We start from the raw sequence: 15889 nt of genomic DNA, 5'->3' as shown, positions 1-15889 counted from the left end.
GAGGAAGCACCGATGATCGAATCCCTGGAAAAAATGCTCGCCAAGGGTGTGGATAACTCGCTGCTGCGCTTCGGCCTGGGCAAGGGTTATCTGGATCTGGGTGAAAATGCCAAAGCCGCCGAGCATTTTCAGCGCTGCGTCGAGTTCGATCCGAAGTATTCGGCGGCCTGGAAGTTATTGGGCAAGGCGCATCTGGCGTTGGCGGATTACGCTGCGGCGCGTCAGGCATGGGAACAGGGCCTGGAAGCCGCCCGCAACCATGGCGACAAGCAGGCCGAGAAGGAGATGACGGTGTTTCTGAAAAAGCTTGAGCGTCAGGCGCACTGATCAGAAGTAACGCAGCCTGTGGGAAGCCTTTGTAGGAGCTGCCGAAGGCCGCGATCTTTTGATCTTGCTTTGATAAAAAATCAAAAGATCGCAGCCTTCGGCAGCTCCTACGGGGCTATCCACAGCAGCATCAATACCAGCGTTCTTCGCCCGGCGGACGCTTCTTGAAGCGTTTCATGCTCCACATGTACTGGCTCGGATAAGCCCGCACATAGCGCTCGACCACCTGGCTCATCGCCGCGCAGGAGGTTTCGGTATCGGTGCTGTACATGGCCTCTGGCGCGGCTTCGAGGATCACTTTGTAACCCGAACCGTCCGGCAGCCGCAGGGCATGCAGGAACACGCCGACCGCTTTGCCGCCGGCCAGCATGTTCGGGACGAATTTACTGGTCAGGGCCTGAGTGGCGAAGAACGGCACGAAGATCCCGGCGGATTCGGCCGGTTCCGGGTCTGCCGGAATACCCACTGCACCACCTTTGCGCACTTCCTTGATCACACTGAGGATGCCTTCCTTGGTGGAAGCGGCCACTCGGTTACCCAATTGCACCCGCTGCTTGCGCAGCAAGTCATCCACCGCCTTGAGCTTGGGCGGACGGTAGAAAATGATCGGTTTGCACTGGTTGCAATAGAAGTGGTTCAACACTTCCCAGTTGCCCAAGTGGCTGGTGATGCCGACCACGCCTTTGCCGGAGGCGAGGGCGTCTTTGAGCACATCGAGACCTTCGACTTCACGCACCAAATCAATGGAACGCTGAGCCGGCCAGATCCACGCGCAAGCGCTCTCGGTCAGGGACTTGCCAATGTCTTTCAGGCTCTGGCCTACCAGACGCTCACGTTCGGCCGGGTCCATCTGCGGAAAGCACTTGGCGAGGTTGATCCGTACCACGTCGCGGGAACGGTTGGGGGTTTTCCACATGATCCAGCCAATCGCCGAACCCACCGCCTGCACTGCCCGCCAGGGAAGCAGGGCAAACAGACGCAGAGCGCCTACCAGCAAGGCGCCTTTCAACTTATCCACAGGTCACTCCTGATCTTGTGCTGTGCGCGAGGCGGCTATTCTAACCGCCGTTCGCCAAGGGGGCGTAGCGATCGCAATCCCGAGTGTGGTCCATGACCATGCCCGAAGCCTGCATCAACGCGTAACAAATGGTCGGGCCGACGAACGTGAATCCGGCTTTTTTCAGGCCTTTGCTCATCTCGACGGCGACCGGTGTCACGGCCGGCACTTCACTGCGATCCTTGAAATGATTGATCACAGGCGTTCCGCCGACGAACGACCAGAGAAACGCCACCGGGTCCTCCAGCGCCAGCCAGGCCTGGGCATTGCGCCGGGCGGCATTGAGTTTGAGGCGATTGCGGATGATCCCCGGATCGAGCATCAATTCATCGATTTCCGCATCGCTCATCTGTGCCACGCGCTGTACATCGAAGCCAAACAGCACCTCGCGATAGCGCTCTCGTTTGCGCAACACAGTGATCCAGGAAAGCCCGGCCTGGAACCCTTCGAGCAAAAGCAACTCGAACAAACCCTGCGCATCGCGTAGCGGCGTGCCCCACTCCTGATCGTGATAAGCCATGTACAGCGGATCTTCGGTACACCAAAAGCAGCGTGGCATAAGGCTCCAGGGGGCGTGCGCAGGACCGAATCGGGTATACTCCCGCTCTTTAAATCGCAGCCCAAGAAACAGGTGAATTTCGTGAGCCAGCCTACGCCAGCCGTGCGTACCTTCCAAGACTTGATCCTCGCCCTCCAGCAATACTGGGCCGAGCAAGGTTGTGTGGTACTTCAGCCCTACGATATGGAAGTAGGCGCCGGCACTTTCCACACTGCCACGTTCCTGCGCGCCATTGGCCCGGAAACCTGGAACGCCGCTTATGTGCAGCCCAGTCGTCGCCCGACTGACGGCCGCTACGGCGAAAACCCGAACCGTCTGCAGCACTACTACCAATTCCAGGTAGTCCTGAAGCCGAACCCGGACAACTTCCAGGAACTGTACCTGGGCTCCCTCAAGCACGTGGGCCTGGACCCGCTGGTGCACGACATCCGTTTCGTCGAAGACAACTGGGAGTCGCCAACGCTGGGCGCCTGGGGTCTGGGCTGGGAAGTCTGGCTCAACGGCATGGAAGTGACGCAGTTCACTTACTTCCAGCAAGCGGGCGGCATCGAGTGCTACCCGGTGACCGGCGAGATCACTTACGGTCTGGAACGTCTGGCCATGTACCTGCAAGGCGTGGACTCAGTCTACGACCTGGTCTGGGCTGACGGTCCGTTCGGCAAGGTGACCTACGGCGACGTGTTCCACCAGAACGAAGTGGAGCAGTCGACCTACAACTTCGAACACGCCAACGTCGAGAAGCTGTTCGAGTTGTTCGACTTCTACGAAAGCGAAGCCAAGCGCCTGATCGAACTCGATCAGCCATTGCCGTTGCCGAGCTACGAAATGGTGTTGAAGGCGTCCCACACCTTCAACCTGCTGGATGCGCGCCGGGCGATCTCGGTGACCGCGCGTCAGCAATACATTCTGCGTGTACGCACCCTGGCGCGTTCCGTTGCGCAAGCCTACCTGCTGGCTCGCGCCAAGCTGGGCTTCCCGATGGCGACCCCGGACCTGCGTGATGAAGTACTGGCCAAGCTGGAGGCTGCACAATGAGTGCTCAAGATTTTCTGGTTGAACTGGGCACCGAAGAACTGCCACCCAAAGCCCTGAACACCCTGGCCGATGCGTTTCTGGCCGGTATCGACAAAGGCCTGCAAGCCGCTGGCCTGAACTACGAAACCAAAACCGTCTATGCCGCGCCACGTCGTCTGGCCGTGCTGATCACCGCGCTGGCAACCCAGCAGCCGGATCGCAGCATCAACCTTGACGGCCCGCCGCGTCAGGCCGCGTTCGATGCCGAAGGCAACCCGACTCAAGCAGCCCTGGGCTTCGCCAAGAAGTGCGGCGTCGACCTGAGCGAAATCGATCAGAGCGGTCCGAAACTGCGCTACAGCCAAAGCATCACCGGCAAGCCGACCGCGAGCCTGATGCCAACCATCGTCGAAGATTCCCTGAACGACCTGCCTATCCCCAAGCGCATGCGCTGGGGTGCTCGTAAGGAAGAATTCGTTCGCCCGACCCAGTGGCTGGTGATGCTGCTCGGTGACCATGTCATCGACTGCACCATCCTCGCGCAAAAGTCCGGCCGCGATTCCCGTGGTCACCGCTTCCACCATCCTGAAAGCGTGCGCATCACCTCGCCGGCGAACTACCTGAGCGATCTGCGTGCTGCCTATGTGCTGGCCGATGCCAACGAGCGTCGCGAACTGATCAGCAAGCGCACCGAAGAACTGGCGACACAGCAGGAAGGTACGGCCATCGTGCCGCCGAGCCTGCTCGACGAAGTGACTGCGCTGGTTGAATGGCCGGTGCCGCTGGTGTGCTCGTTCGAAGAACGTTTCCTCGACGTGCCCCAAGAAGCGCTGATCACTACCATGCAGGACAACCAGAAGTATTTCTGCCTGCTGGATGCCGACGGCAAGTTGCTGCCTCGTTTCATTACCGTGGCCAATATCGAAAGCAAAGACCCGCAGCAGATCATCGCCGGTAACGAGAAAGTGGTTCGCCCACGCTTGACCGACGCCGAGTTCTTCTTCAAGCAAGACAAGAAGCAAAAACTCGAAGACTTCAATCTGCGTCTGCAGAACGTGGTGTTCCAGGAAAAACTCGGCAGCGTCTACGACAAGGCCGAACGTGTTTCCAAGCTCGCTGCATTCATCGCTCAACGCATTGGCGGCAACGCTGCCTGGGCTTCCCGTGCCGGCCTGTTGTCCAAGTGCGACCTGGCGACCGAGATGGTCGGTGAGTTCCCGGAGATGCAAGGTGTCGCCGGTTACTACTACGCCCTCAACGACGGCGAGCCGGAAGAAGTTGCACTGGCGCTGAACGAGCAGTACATGCCGCGCGGTGCGGGTGCTGAACTGCCTACGACCCTCACCGGTGCGGCCGTGGCCATCGCCGACAAGCTCGACACACTGGTGGGTATTTTCGGTATCGGCATGCTGCCAACCGGTAGCAAAGACCCATATGCCCTGCGCCGTGCAGCGCTGGGTGTATTGCGCATCCTGATCGACAAGAAGCTCGACCTCGACCTCAACGACGCCGTGGCGTTTGCCGTGAATGCGTTCGGTACCAAGGTCAAGGCTGCCGGCCTGAATGACTCGGTGCTGGAATTCATCTTCGATCGTCTGCGTGCCCGTTATGAAGACGAAGGGGTTGATGTCGGGACTTACCTGTCGGTCCGTGCCCTGAAGCCGGGTTCGGCGCTGGACTTCGATCAGCGTGTACAAGCGGTAGAAGCGTTCCGCAAATTGCCGGAAGCCGCTGCCCTGGCCGCCGTGAACAAGCGTGTTTCGAACTTGCTCAGCAAGGTCGAAGGCACCGTTCCTTCGGTCGTTGAAGCCAAGTACTTCGACAACGCCAACGAGTTCTCCCTGTATTCGGCGATCCAGCAGGCTGACCAGGCTGTTCAGCCAATGGCCGCTGCTCGTCAGTACAGCGAATCGCTGGCGCGTCTGGCCGCCTTGCGCGAGCCGGTGGATGCGTTCTTCGAAGCGGTGATGGTCAACGCCGAAGATGCCAAGGTGCGAGCCAACCGCTATGCGCTGCTGGCGCGTCTGCGTGGTTTGTTCCTCGGCGTCGCCGACATTTCGCTGCTGGGCTAAGGGGTTTGCTGTTGAAACTGCTGATTCTCGATCGGGACGGAGTGATCAATTACGACTCCGATGCGTATATCAAGTCGGTGGAGGAGTGGATTCCGCTCCCCGGTTCGATCGAAGCGATCGCGCAGTTGAGCAAGGCCGGCTGGACGGTGGCGGTCGCTACCAACCAGTCGGGTATCGCTCGCGGCTATTACGACATCGCCACCCTGGATGCCATGCACGCTCGCTTGCGCGAGCTGGTGGCGGAGCAGGGCGGCGAAGTCGGGCTGATCGTCTATTGCCCGCACGGGCCAGACGATGGTTGCGATTGCCGCAAGCCAAAACCCGGGATGTTGAAAACCATCGCCGCGCATTACAACGTTTCGCTGACGAATCTATGGTTCGTCGGCGATACTCTCGGTGACCTGGAAGCCGCCAGAGCCGTCGACTCTCAGCCAGTTTTGGTAAAGACCGGGAAAGGCGAAAAGACGCAGGGCTTGACCCTACCGGCGGGCACCTTGATTTTTGACGATCTGGCGGCGATTGCCGCGGAACTTATCCACAACTAAGGCTCTTCTGAACATCCTGGCCAAGGACTGATCGGGAGTGCGCTTGAATAGGCGGGCAATGCCCGCAACGGTAAATGTCGCCATGTCGATACTGCAGGCCATCAGAACTTTTCTCTTTTACCTGCTGCTGGGCACCAGCTCTTTGCTCTGGTGCACCCTGAGCTTTTTTATCGCGCCGTTTCTGCCATTCAAGGCGCGCTATCGCTTTATCAACGTGTACTGGTGCCGCTGCGCTTTATGGCTGAGCAAAGTCTTTCTGGGTATCCGTTACGAAGTGAAGGGTGCCGAGAACGTGCCTGACCAGCCCTGCGTGATTCAGTCGAACCACCAGAGCACTTGGGAAACATTCTTTCTCTCGGCGTATTTCGAGCCTCTAAGCCAGGTGCTCAAGCGCGAACTGCTCTACGTTCCGTTCTTCGGCTGGGCCATGGCCATGCTGCGACCGATCGCCATCGACCGTGGCAACCCGAAAGCTGCGCTCAAGCATGTGGCAAAGAAGGGCGATGAGCTGCTCAAGGACAATGTCTGGGTACTGATCTTCCCTGAAGGGACTCGCGTTCCTTACGGCACCATCGGCAAGTTCTCCCGCGGTGGCACCGCGTTGGCCGTCAATGCGTTATTACCGGTACTGCCGATTGCGCACAATGCCGGCAAGTTTTGGCCAAAAACCGGTTGGGCAAAGAAGCAGGGCGTGATCACCGTGATCATTGGCGCACCGATGTACGCCGAGGGTAGCGGGCCGCGAGCCATTGCCGACTTGAATGACCGAGTGCAGGCCTGGAACGAACAGATGCAACGCCAGATGGGTTCGCTGCCAGCAGCCCCGGCGGCACCCAACGCTACTGATCAAATGACTGTCTGAGATTCTGTGGATAACCTGTGTACCGTTTTGTTGAAAAACGTCGTTTTTAGTTTTTAAGTTTATGATTTACATACATATTTCTTAAGCAAATAAAACGTCGGAAAAGGTGCATAAGTTTATTTCGGACGTAAAAAACCGGCTGATATAGCCGGTTTTTTTTATGCCCGTTGAAAGCGTCTGGCTCACTCGCTCAATAGCGGTAACTGGACACTGAACGTCGTGCCTTGCCCCACCACGCTATGACAGGAAATCCTCCCACCATGACGATCCACCACGGCCTTGACCATGGACAAACCCAGTCCCAAGCCGTCGCTGCCATGAGCCGAGGTAAAACGCCGATACTGACTGAACAACTCGGGAAGTTCATCGACAGCAATCCCTCGGCCTTGATCGGCGATTTCGCACAGCAGCCAGCCCTCGGCACAACTCACCCGCACTGAGATCCGCGACCCCGCCGGACTGTACTTGATGGCGTTTTCCAGCAGGTTGAACAGTGCCCGTGTCAGTAGCGATTGATCGGCCAGGACCAACACTTCAGCGTCTTCGTCGAGGTCATGCAGCAACTGAATGTTCTTCAGATGAGCGATGCTCGAGGCCTGGTCGAAGGTATCGAGTAACAACATCGCGAACATACTCGGCTGAAACTGATAGGCCTCGGACTCGGCTTTTGCCAACTGCACAAAAGCCTCGGTCAGGTTCAGCGCTTTGCGCACTTGTAACTCGATCTGGCTGAACACTTGAGTGTCGCCGGACACCTGATGCCGCTGAACGTCGAGCAAGGCGAGTATCGCCGAGTGGGGAGCTCTGAGGTCATGAGACAAAAAGCGCAGCAACACGGCTCGCTGTTCTTCAGCGTCCCGCTCGACGCTCAAGTCGGTGAGGCTCAGTAGCCAGCCAATCACGGAGTCGCCCTCGGCTGGTAACAACGGTGCCAGGTCCAGACGCAGGCTGCGTGCCTGGGTGTCACGAAACTCCAGCGGCTCCAGGGTCGACAACGCAGACGGCATTCCGTTGGACGGCACCGGGTAACCCAGATCGCTCAGTTGCTCGAGCATGTCCTCGCCCACCAAGCCACGACCAAACACCTCTCGAGCCTTGCGGTTGGCCAGCAGAATGCGCCCTTGCGGATCGCTGATCAGCGTCGCCACCGGCAGGTATTCAAGCCCATCGGCAATGAAACGTCGGGTGTCGCGGGTCCGGCTCATGGCCTGCTCCAGCGCGACGATTTGCCCTTGCAGCACATCACCGGCCGGGGCTTGGGTGCGACGACGTTCGGGAAAGACTTTTGGCTCGCTGTCCAGGCGCGCCAGTTCCCAGCCGAAATAGGCGAGCACCGCGTTCAGCCTTCGCCAATTCCAGATCAGATAGCCCAGCATCATACCCAGCAGGCTCGCGGCCGGTGACCACCACCAGCCAAGCCGCATCAGTACACCAGAACCCAGCAGAGCGGCCGCCATTGCGCCCAGAGTCAGCCATAGGGCGCGACGCGGACGTACCAACAGCAGGCCCAGCAACTCACCGACAATCATCACCGATAACAACGCCGCCAAGCGCTGATCGAGAACCACGATGTTGCGCTGTTGCAGCAGCCCGTTGAGGATATTCGCCTGGATCTCGATACCCGGTGTGGTGCCGACGCTGGCCGATTGCGGTGTCACGTAGCGGTCGCCCAGGCCTGGAGCAGTCGAACCGATCAGGATCAAGCGATCGCGCAGTAACTCGGGCGGAACTTCGCCGCGCAATACGCTGACGTAGGGCACAGTGGGAAAGCCCGCGTCGGAATGGATGAAAGGAATCCGTATTTCGTGGGCTCGCTGCCAGCCTTGCGCCGATGTCAGGGCCGGGGTACCGGGCATCGGTACATTTCCCTTATCGGCAAGGGTTTCTTCGTACAGCAGCCAGGCCAGTTGCGGGCGGGGGTTTTGCGCCGGTCCTTCGCTTAAATACACGCTGCGCACAATTCCGTCGGCATCCGCTTCGGCATTGATGTGCCCGATGCCTTTGGCGCAATGGCTCAGCTGGGCCACCGGTTCAATTTCCCCCAAGGGCTGCCCATAACGCGCGACGCCTTCGCGCAGCAGCGGCACGAAAACATTCCCGGCTCGACAGACTGCCTGGGCCAAAAGCCGATCGTCGCCGGGATGGCTATCGGGCTCGCTGAAAATAACGTCGAACAGAACGCCTTTAACGTTCGCGGCGCTGAGCCGATCAAGCAGTTGCGCGTGCATGGCCCGCGACCACGGCCATTGGCCAAGCTGCTGCAAGCTGTAGTCATCGATCGTGACGATGAGTATTCGTGGGTCCACCGGCAGAGGGCTCAGCCGGCGCAGGTTGTCATACAGCAGATTGCTCAGGGCCAGACCCTGAGTCATGGACAGCATCGCCGTCAGCGGCAACAGGATCAGACAAACCCACAGCCACTCGCGGACCATCCGCTGAAACAACCGCTGGGCCTGGGTCGGCTCGCGGTCATCCTTCCTTGGCCGTCTCTTCATCGGTCGTTGGCCAGGGCGCTATTGGACACGGGTAGTCCTGGGGTAATAGAAAATGTCATACACCCCGGTCTCTCCCTCTAGCCCCTGAGCATCATAGGCCGATAGGCGAACATGGTAGAAAAACGCTTTCAGCCCGCTGAAGTTGACCTCTGGCGTGCTAGAAAACTGCTCTTGCTTGATGTCCAGAAAGGCTGCGTCGGTAGCCACTTGCGCCCGATAACGCGTGGCCCCTTCGATGGGTTTCATGATCAATTGCCAGACAGGCACATTACCCGTCTGACCGGCTTGCCCCAACAAACGTGGGGCAGGTAACAAGTCGATTGGCGTCAACGTGCCTTGTTTCTGAATACGCAAACCTTGACGGGCCATAACCTGGACCTCGTCAGCTTCAGAGCTCTGAGTCCGTTTGGCAGCCGACCGGGCAGGGCGGGAGCCCGACGTTTGCTCGTCACGATCGACCGTTACTTGCCCGTTCAACACTTCCAGCAGCGCCTCGCCACCGTCATCGTTGCGCACCCGAAAGTGCGTGCCCCGTACGCCCAGTACACCGACCGGCGTGACGATCTGAAAGCGATCATGGTCGCTGGCACGTTTGATCACATACGACTCAACTTGCCCCTGCTCAAGAATGACCTGAGGGATCGAATGTTCTTCATTGAGGTGCAAGGTGATATGGGAACTGGAGGGCAACACCACCCGCGAGCCATCACCCAGGGACAGGCTGACAAACGCCGAGGGCGAGGTCTTGACGCCTTCCTGTTCGTCAATCGACATACCTTCCTGCAGTGGCGTCTGCTTGCCTTTGGCGTCCAGCTTCCAGGCTTCGCCGGTCAGATGCTCGACAGTCGCCGGCAGCGGTTGACCACGGCATTGTTGGTTTTCATCGATATAAGACAGGCGTTTTGCCGAGGCGACAGCCGCTGATGCACTCTGGGTGAACAATCCCATCAGGCCAGCAATCAGTAAAAGACAGACGCCAGAACGGCGTGGGAGCAATAAGGTCATGGGGTTCATGGATTGCTTTTATGCTCTTGTAGAAATCATGCCGAGGAAACGCACGCGCTGACGCACGATACCTGACCGGACGCTCTGGCAGATAGCCATGGGAGCAAAGGACATGAGATGACACATCCCTGTGTCGGAGCCGAGCAGGCACTCCGTGTGTTTCCCCTGAACTGGAGACCGCCGAAAACCGGCAATCGACGGTCTTGCCAGGTTGGCTTGACGCTCCCTGCGTCGGAGCACATCCCAATGCCCCTGTGCCGCTCAGCGACAACGAATCTACCGGCATAAGTGACCTTGCGAGCCGATTCTCAATATTTGTTCAGAATTGGTCGAAGGCTAAAATAGCCTATCGGCGAAGTGCCATCAGCGTAGCCATACTTGGGAACATCGCAGCAATTCGCCACAATTGTTCAGATTCAATCAATCAGCCTAAACTTCCGCAGGAATTTTCACTTTGCACTTACGAGATGAAGGAAACACTCGGCATGCGTGTCGCAATACTGGATGACGAGCCCGCCGAACTCCGCCGGGTGGAACAGACACTGCGACAGATCCACGTCACGGGAGAACAGGCGTGGACGCTGCATTGCTTCGAGCGGGGAGAGGACCTGCTACGGCAACTCCGGCGGGAGACCTTCGATCTGCTGATCCTCGATTGGCAACTGCCCGATATCAGCGGCCTGGCATTGTTGCGCTGGACCCGTGAACACATGGACGTGCCACCGGCCGCGATCATGCTCACCAGTCGCGATACCGAAAGCGATATCGTCCAGGCATTGAACGCGGGGGCCGACGATTACGTGAGCAAACCGTTTCGTCCCAACGAGCTGATGGCTCGGGTCAGCGCAGTGCTTCGTCGGCATGGGCTGCAACGCGCGGCAGCCACCGAAATACTGACCTTCAATGACCTCGAATTCGACGACGCCGAACTCACCGTCACCCGCGCCGCCACCCCCATCAGCCTGACCGAACGGGAATACCGTCTCGCCCGTTGCCTGTTCGCCAATCTGGGCCGACCTTTGTCCCGTGAATACTTGTATGAACGCTTTTGGACCCATGAAGAAGTAGTCTCCTCCCGCCCGCTGGACACTCATATTTATCGCCTGCGCAACAAGCTGGGCCTGACGGCCGATCGCGGTTGGCAACTGCTGACGATTTACGGGTATGGGTATCGGCTCGAGAGCGTGGCCACTGCTAGCGAATGACGACGTTTTGACGATCAATAAAAAAGGCCAACGCTAAGCGTTGGCCTTTTTCGTTTTAGCGGTCCTGCCGGATCAGAAGTCCAGGTTGGAAACCGCCAAGGCGTTGCTTTCGATGAAGTCACGACGAGGTTCGACCGCATCACCCATCAGGGTGTTGAAGATCTGGTCTGCGCCAATGGCGTCTTCGATGGTCACTTTGAGCATCCGACGCTGGCTTGGGTCCATGGTGGTTTCCCACAGCTGATCCGGGTTCATTTCGCCCAGCCCCTTGTATCGCTGGATGGTGTGACGCTTGGTGCTTTCAGCCATCAGCCATTCAAGTGCTTCCTTGAATTCGGTGACCGGCTTCTTGCGCTCGCCGCGCTGGATGTACGCGCCGTCGTCCAGCAAGGTGCTCAATTGAGCGCCCAACGACACAACAGTCTTGTAATCGTTACTGCCGAAGAAATCACGGTTAAAGGTGATGTAGTTCGACAGGCCGTGAGAGATCAGCTCGACCTCTGGCAGCCAGACGTTACGTTCACGGTCTTCACGCAGGCTGGCTTTGTAAACCAGGCCGGATTTCTCGACGGTACGCAAGCGAACTTCGAACTGAGCCATCCAATCCTGCATCGCTGCGTGATCGGACAGTTGCTCCATGCTCACCGCTGGCAGGTAGATGAAGTGCTCGGTCAGTTCCTGCGGGTACAGGCGCGACAGGCGCTTGAGGGTCTTCATCACCAGACGGAAATCATTCACCAGACGCTCGAGGGCTTCGCCGGAAATACCCGGGGCTTCCTCGTTCAGGTGCAGGCTCGCATCCTCCAGGGCCGACTGCGTCATGTACTCTTCCATGGCGTCGTCGTCTTTGATGTATTGCTCTTGCTTGCCTTTCTTGACCTTGTACAGCGGCGGCTGAGCGATGTAGATGTAACCGCGCTCAATCAACTCCGGCAACTGACGGAAGAAAAAGGTCAGCAACAGGGTACGGATGTGCGAACCGTCGACGTCAGCATCGGTCATGATGATGATGTTGTGATAACGCAGCTTGTCGATGTTGTACTCGTCGCGGCCAATGCCGCAGCCCAGCGCGGTGATCAAAGTGCCCACTTCTTGCGAAGAGATCATCTTGTCGAAACGTGCTTTCTCGACGTTCAGGATCTTGCCCTTGAGCGGCAGGATGGCCTGGGTGCGACGGTTGCGTCCCTGCTTGGCGGAGCCGCCAGCAGAGTCACCTTCCACGAGGTACAGTTCGGAGAGGGCAGGGTCTTTTTCCTGGCAGTCAGCCAGTTTGCCCGGCAGGCCGGCGATGTCCAGCGCGCCTTTACGGCGGGTCATCTCACGAGCCTTACGTGCCGCTTCACGCGCACGCGCCGCGTCAATCATCTTGCCGACGACCAGTTTGGCTTCGTTCGGGTTCTCTAGCAGGAAGTCAGAGAAGTACTTGCCCATTTCCTGTTCAACCGCGGTCTTCACTTCGGAAGACACCAGCTTGTCTTTGGTCTGGGAGCTGAACTTCGGATCCGGAACCTTCACCGAAATGATCGCTGTCAGGCCTTCGCGGGCATCGTCACCGGTGGTGGCAACTTTGTGCTTCTTCGCCAGACCTTCAGCTTCGATGTAGGTGTTCAGGTTACGCGTCAATGCGGAACGGAAACCCACCAGGTGAGTACCGCCATCGCGCTGAGGAATGTTGTTGGTGAAGCACAACAGGTTCTCGTTGAAGCTGTCGTTCCATTGCAGGGCGATTTCAACGCCGATGCCGTCTTCACGCTGGATGTTGAAGTGGAACACCTGGTTGACCGCAGTCTTGTTGGTGTTCAGGTATTCAACGAACGCACGCAGACCACCTTCGTACTTGAACAACTCTTCCTTGCCGCTGCGCTCATCCTTGAGGACGATGCCGACACCGGAGTTGAGGAAGGATAGTTCACGAATCCGCTTGGCCAGGATGTCCCAGCTGAAGTGGATGTTCTTGAAGGTCTCAGCCGATGGCTTGAAATGAATCTGCGTGCCGGTGGTTTCGCTCTCGCCAACGATCTTCATCGGCTCTTGCGGAACACCGTGGACGTAAGTTTGTTCCCAGATCTTGCCGCTGCGGCGAACGGTCAGGACCAGTTCTTTGGACAGCGCGTTCACAACCGAAACGCCTACACCGTGCAGACCGCCGGATACTTTGTAGGAGTTGTCGTCGAACTTACCGCCGGCGTGCAGCACGGTCATGATGACCTCGGCCGCCGAGACGCCTTCTTCTTTGTGCACGTCTACCGGGATGCCACGACCGTTGTCGCGAACGGTGATGGATTCGTCCGGGTGGATGATAATGCTGATGTCGTCGCAATGGCCGGCCAAAGCTTCGTCGATCGAGTTATCGACCACCTCGAACACCATGTGGTGCAGACCACTGCCATCGTCAGTGTCACCAATGTACATACCGGGACGTTTGCGTACGGCATCCAGGCCTTTCAGCACTTTAATGCTCGTTGAGTCGTACGTATTTTCTTCGCTCAATGCCTTCACTCCCGATGGTCGTGGGTCTGGGTGATACGGCCCTGTTCCACGTGGAACAGAGCGACTGGCGTTTCCGTCTGCCAGCCTTCCCTCAATAATTCGTGATCTACACAGGTGATAAAGACCTGGCAGCGTAAGTCTTCCAGCAAGCGGCAAAGCGCGCGACGGTGGTGCTCGTCCAGTTCGGACGGCAGGTCATCCACCAGATAAATACACTGGCCGCGACGCGCTTGGCTAACCAAGTGCCCTTGGGCGATCCGCAATGCACAGACCACCAACTTCTGCTGGCCACGAGACAAGATGTCCGCGGCATTGTGTGCGCCCAATCTAAGACGCAAATCAGCGCGTTGTGGTCCGGCTTGGGTATGACCCATTTGCTGATCCCGCTGAAGGGACCCGGCGAGCACTGCACTCAACTCACGGTCTTTGTCCCAACCTCGGTAATAGCTGAGCGTTAAGCCCTCAAGCTCAACCAGTTCGCTCAAGGTCTGTTCAAAGACTGGTTTCAAGGCTTTGATGTAAGCGCGGCGGTATTCATCTATTTCAGCGCTGGCCTGGCACAGTTCCCTGTCCCAAACCGCTTGCGAAACGGCGTCAAGTGTACCATGTCGCAGCCAAGAGTTTCTCTGGCGCAAGGCCTTCTGCAAGCGCTGCCACGTGGACATGAATCGGGGTTCCACGTGGAACACACCCCAGTCGAGAAACTGTCGGCGAATCTTCGGCGCACCTTCCAGCAGGCGGAAGCTGTCCGGGTTGATCAACTGCAACGGCAGGATCTCTGCAAGTTGCGCAGCACTTCGGGCGTTCTGCCCGTCGATGCGGATCTGGAACTCACCTTGGCGGTCGCGAGATATCCCCAACGCGCTGTGTCCACCTTCGGCCAGTTCGACCTGGCCAAAAACCGTACACGCCAATTGCTCGTATTGAATGACGGGTAACAGACGGCTGCTACGAAACGAACGGGCAAGCCCCAGCAGATGAATGGCTTCCAGAACACTGGTTTTGCCGCTGCCGTTGGCGCCGTAAAGAATGTTTATGCGGGGGGAGGGGGAGAAGGTCACCGGGTGCAGATTGCGCACCGCGGTGACCGAGACGCGACTTAAGGACATCTAGGTTCTGCTGAACATGATTACAGACGCATCGGCATGACAACGTAGGCCGAGTCGTCGTTGTCGGACTCTTGCACCAGCGCACTGCTGTTGGAGTCGGACAGGATCAAGCGAACCTGCTCGGTGGTCATCACGCCCAGTACGTCGAGCAGATAGCTCACGTTGAAGCCGATTTCCAGAGAGCCGCCGTTGTACTCAACGCCCACTTCTTCTTCCGCTTCTTCCTGCTCCGGATTATTCGCCTGAATCTTCAGCTGACCATTGGCCAGTTGCAGACGGATGCCACGGTATTTCTCGTTGGACAGAATCGCGGTACGGCTGAACGCTTCACGCAACGCCTGGCGATCGCCGAGTACTAGCTTGTCGCCGCCTTTAGGCAGAACACGCTCGTAGTCAGGGAATTTGCCGTCGACCAGTTTTGAGGTGAAAGTGAACTCGCCGGTGGTGGCGCGAATGTGGTGCTGGCCCAGCACGATGCTGACGTTGCCGTCCGGTTCAGTCAGCAGACGCGCCAGTTCCAGAATACCTTTGCGCGGTACGATCACCTGATGACGATCCGGCTGACCGATATCGGCCTGCATCGAACACATGGCCAGACGGTGACCGTCAGTCGCCACGGCGCGGATGATCCCGGCCGAGACTTCCAGCAGCATGCCATTGAGGTAGTAGCGTACGTCCTGCTGCGCCATAGCGAAGCTGGTGCGCTCGATCAAACGACGCAGTTTGCTTTGCTCAAGGCTGCAGGTCAGCGAGCCAGGGCCTTCTTCCACTGTCGGGAAGTCATTAGCCGGCAGGGTCGACAGGGTGAAGCGGCTACGGCCGGCCTTCACCACGAGTTTCTGCTCATCGACCTTGATGTCGATCAGCGCATCGTTCGGCAAGCTCTTGCAGATGTCCATCAGCTTGCGCGCAGGCACAGTGATGGAGCCCGGGTCCGCAGGTTCTTCGAGTTGCACACGACCGACCAGCTCGACTTCCAGGTCGGTACCGGTCAGCGACAATTGCTGGCCTTCGACAACCAGCAGCACGTTGGAGAGCACCGGCAAGGTCTGTCGGCGCTCGACGACGCCTGCGACCAGTTGCAGGGGTTTCAACAGGGCTTCGCGTTGAATGGTGAAATGCATGGTCTAGTCCCTTGCCTTAATAAGC

At 58.3% G+C, this 15889-nt stretch carries 13 protein-coding genes; 6 read left to right on the top strand and 7 right to left on the bottom strand.

The annotated features are described in order from the left end of the window. The first annotated feature begins 12 nt into the window (after positions 1–12). Complete coding sequence (locus KVG95_RS15210) at positions 13–327, top strand: tetratricopeptide repeat protein (protein ID WP_008007911.1); 315 nt, start codon at positions 13–15, stop codon at positions 325–327. Positions 328–457: 130 nt separating this feature from the next. On the opposite strand, the gene KVG95_RS15205 is transcribed toward KVG95_RS15210, so the two are convergent. After that, the gene (locus KVG95_RS15205) at positions 458–1345 is read right to left on the bottom strand and encodes a lysophospholipid acyltransferase (protein ID WP_007902957.1); all 888 of its coding nucleotides are present in this window, start codon (positions 1343–1345) and stop codon (positions 458–460) included. A 40-nt stretch (positions 1346–1385) separates the two neighbouring features. Further along, complete coding sequence (gene tag / locus KVG95_RS15200; protein ID WP_052966004.1) at positions 1386–1943, bottom strand: DNA-3-methyladenine glycosylase I; 558 nt, start codon at positions 1941–1943, stop codon at positions 1386–1388. An 81-nt stretch (positions 1944–2024) separates the two neighbouring features. Here tag and glyQ point away from each other — a divergent pair, with 81 nt between their 5' ends. The 4 genes from glyQ (at position 2025) to KVG95_RS15180 (ending at position 6436) form a co-directional block, all read left to right on the top strand. Then, entirely contained in the window at positions 2025–2978 is a 954-nt protein-coding gene (gene glyQ / locus KVG95_RS15195) for a glycine--tRNA ligase subunit alpha (RefSeq protein WP_003213601.1), read from the top strand. Then, positions 2975–5029, top strand: a complete 2055-nt coding sequence (glyS, locus tag KVG95_RS15190; protein ID WP_217856995.1) for a glycine--tRNA ligase subunit beta — start codon at positions 2975–2977, stop codon at positions 5027–5029. The genes glyQ and glyS overlap by 4 nt, the downstream gene beginning before the upstream one ends. A gap of 5 nt (positions 5030–5034) precedes the next feature. Next, the gene (gmhB, locus tag KVG95_RS15185; protein ID WP_177409434.1) at positions 5035–5574 is read left to right on the top strand and encodes a D-glycero-beta-D-manno-heptose 1,7-bisphosphate 7-phosphatase; all 540 of its coding nucleotides are present in this window, start codon (positions 5035–5037) and stop codon (positions 5572–5574) included. Positions 5575–5656: 82 nt separating this feature from the next. Next, on the top strand, positions 5657–6436 hold the full coding sequence (locus tag KVG95_RS15180) for a lysophospholipid acyltransferase family protein (RefSeq protein ID WP_217856994.1): 780 nt from the start codon (positions 5657–5659) through the stop codon (positions 6434–6436). Positions 6437–6618: 182 nt separating this feature from the next. Here the strand turns inward: KVG95_RS15180 and KVG95_RS15175 are convergent, their stop codons facing one another. Together KVG95_RS15175 and KVG95_RS15170 are read right to left on the bottom strand one after the other, a co-directional pair. Continuing rightward, the gene (locus KVG95_RS15175) at positions 6619–8931 is read right to left on the bottom strand and encodes a CHASE2 domain-containing protein (RefSeq protein WP_217856993.1); all 2313 of its coding nucleotides are present in this window, start codon (positions 8929–8931) and stop codon (positions 6619–6621) included. 18 nt (positions 8932–8949) lie between these two features. Then, the gene (locus tag KVG95_RS15170) at positions 8950–9936 is read right to left on the bottom strand and encodes a FecR family protein (RefSeq protein WP_437180796.1); all 987 of its coding nucleotides are present in this window, start codon (positions 9934–9936) and stop codon (positions 8950–8952) included. 485 nt (positions 9937–10421) lie between these two features. Between KVG95_RS15170 and KVG95_RS15165 the strand changes: the two genes are divergently transcribed. Beyond that, complete coding sequence (locus KVG95_RS15165) at positions 10422–11141, top strand: response regulator transcription factor (protein ID WP_217856991.1); 720 nt, start codon at positions 10422–10424, stop codon at positions 11139–11141. Positions 11142–11213: 72 nt separating this feature from the next. Here the strand turns inward: KVG95_RS15165 and gyrB are convergent, their stop codons facing one another. Genes gyrB through dnaN form a run of 3 tightly spaced genes read right to left on the bottom strand, consistent with a single transcriptional unit; the run spans position 11214 to position 15864 of the window. Continuing rightward, the gene (gyrB, locus tag KVG95_RS15160; RefSeq protein WP_217856990.1) at positions 11214–13631 is read right to left on the bottom strand and encodes a DNA topoisomerase (ATP-hydrolyzing) subunit B; all 2418 of its coding nucleotides are present in this window, start codon (positions 13629–13631) and stop codon (positions 11214–11216) included. A gap of 5 nt (positions 13632–13636) precedes the next feature. Continuing rightward, positions 13637–14740 carry a DNA replication/repair protein RecF gene (recF, locus tag KVG95_RS15155; protein ID WP_008007898.1) on the bottom strand — a complete coding sequence of 368 codons (1104 nt, stop codon included), beginning with the start codon at positions 14738–14740 and terminating at the stop codon, positions 13637–13639. 20 nt (positions 14741–14760) lie between these two features. Then, on the bottom strand, positions 14761–15864 hold the full coding sequence (gene dnaN / locus KVG95_RS15150) for a DNA polymerase III subunit beta (protein WP_007903001.1): 1104 nt from the start codon (positions 15862–15864) through the stop codon (positions 14761–14763). Positions 15865–15889 lie beyond the last annotated feature (25 nt).

This window comes from Pseudomonas farris (genome assembly GCF_019145235.1).
Classification (GTDB): Bacteria; Pseudomonadota; Gammaproteobacteria; order Pseudomonadales; family Pseudomonadaceae; genus Aquipseudomonas; species Aquipseudomonas farris.
This window is presented reverse-complemented; position numbering and strand designations above follow the sequence as displayed.

Bases quoted from the DNA above. Each gene is read 5' to 3' on its own strand.
- KVG95_RS15210 (WP_008007911.1), top strand. From the start codon at position 13: ATGATCGAATCCCTGGAAAAAATGCTCGCCAAGGGTGTGGATAACTCG.
- tag (WP_052966004.1), bottom strand. From the start codon at position 1,943: ATGCCACGCTGCTTTTGGTGTACCGAAGATCCGCTGTACATGGCTTAT.
- glyS (WP_217856995.1), top strand. From the start codon at position 2,975: ATGAGTGCTCAAGATTTTCTGGTTGAACTGGGCACCGAAGAACTGCCA.
- KVG95_RS15180 (WP_217856994.1), top strand. From the start codon at position 5,657: ATGTCGATACTGCAGGCCATCAGAACTTTTCTCTTTTACCTGCTGCTG.
- KVG95_RS15175 (WP_217856993.1), bottom strand. From the start codon at position 8,931: ATGAAGAGACGGCCAAGGAAGGATGACCGCGAGCCGACCCAGGCCCAG.
- KVG95_RS15170 (WP_437180796.1), bottom strand. From the start codon at position 9,936: ATGACCTTATTGCTCCCACGCCGTTCTGGCGTCTGTCTTTTACTGATT.
- KVG95_RS15165 (WP_217856991.1), top strand. From the start codon at position 10,422: ATGCGTGTCGCAATACTGGATGACGAGCCCGCCGAACTCCGCCGGGTG.
- recF (WP_008007898.1), bottom strand. From the start codon at position 14,740: ATGTCCTTAAGTCGCGTCTCGGTCACCGCGGTGCGCAATCTGCACCCG.
- dnaN (WP_007903001.1), bottom strand. From the start codon at position 15,864: ATGCATTTCACCATTCAACGCGAAGCCCTGTTGAAACCCCTGCAACTG.